Below are 1,186 nucleotides of genomic sequence, written 5' to 3'. Positions count from 1 at the left end.
ACTTGACCATCTTTTTTTAGATATCTAAGAGAATTTGATAGTAAATTGTTTATTATTTGCTTTATTTTATCTTTGTCCATAAAAACTTGTAGATCTTCTTCTATATCATATTTTAGACTATAGCCCTTACTGTTATATATAGGTAAAAATGCTGTTATAGTATCTTTCACTACCTTAGAAATATTAAAATTAGATTTATTTAAATGTACCTTGTACTCTTCTTCTGTAAATGAATCTTTTAAATTTTCAATGAGATTCTTTAATCTTCTAGTTTCAGACATAAGTACTTGCAAATGTTCCTTTGTAGGATCCCAAACTCCATCCATTATAGCTTCTAAATGAGATTGAAGAGTGGTTAGTGGAGTTCTAAGTTCGTGAGATATATCTAGAGCATATCTTCTTCTAATACCTTCTTGGTTTTTCAGGGTCGCCCCAAGAAAATTTATAGAGTTAGATAGTTCTATTATTTCTCTTATATCTGTATCTACATCTGAAGCAGCATCTAGATTGCCTTCTTTTATTTTATTTGCAGTATTTTTAATCATTATAAGTGGTTTTGTAAGTCGTTTTGAAAAAATAAAACTGATTATAAATCCGATTATTATAGTAATAGAACCAGATATAATAAAAGAACGAAAAAGGGCGTTTTTAAATAAATTTGCACTATCTGTGAGATAGGCATTGTCAATATAGCCTATTACCAGATATCCTTTAGGGATGTTGTTTTCGTATAATGTATAGGATTTTTCTATGAAATTATCATTATTTTGCATTTGATCATCCATATTATCATGCATATCTCCGTGCATTCCCATGCCTCTTTGCCTATTATTTCTAGTAAATCCATTTGAACGATATTCTATGTTTTCATTTAAATCTTTAATAGTTATAATTATATCATTTGATAAGGCAAGATGTTTTAATTCCATAGAATCTAATTTAAAATCATTATCTATATAGAGACTATTAACTTCTTTATAGATTCTTTCAAACTTATCTTCTCTTTCTTCTTTTAAATATGAATTAAAGCTCCTATTTATCATGATATTAGATATTGAAGAAATTATAATTATAGAAACAATTATTAAGGTTACAAAACTTAATATCATTTTTTTAGATAATTTCATTGACTATCCCTCCTTATAAATATCTAAGATTATTATATCATAAATTAATCTTCATAATT

1 protein-coding gene is annotated in these 1,186 nt (G+C 26.1%); it reads right to left on the bottom strand.

Translation table 11 applies throughout. The annotated features are described in order from the left end of the window. Positions 1–1,127, bottom strand: a 1,127-nt coding sequence (locus ACTHW2_RS09290) for a histidine kinase dimerization/phospho-acceptor domain-containing protein (RefSeq protein WP_442263657.1), incomplete at its 3' end; no start/stop codon positions are given. Positions 1,128–1,186 lie beyond the last annotated feature (59 nt).

The sequence above is a fragment of the Tissierella sp. genome (assembly GCF_052089545.1).
Taxonomy (GTDB): domain Bacteria; phylum Bacillota; class Clostridia; order Tissierellales; family Tissierellaceae; genus Tissierella_A.
The sequence above is the reverse complement of the archived record's forward strand: the minus strand, read 5'-3'. Positions and strand labels throughout refer to the sequence as shown.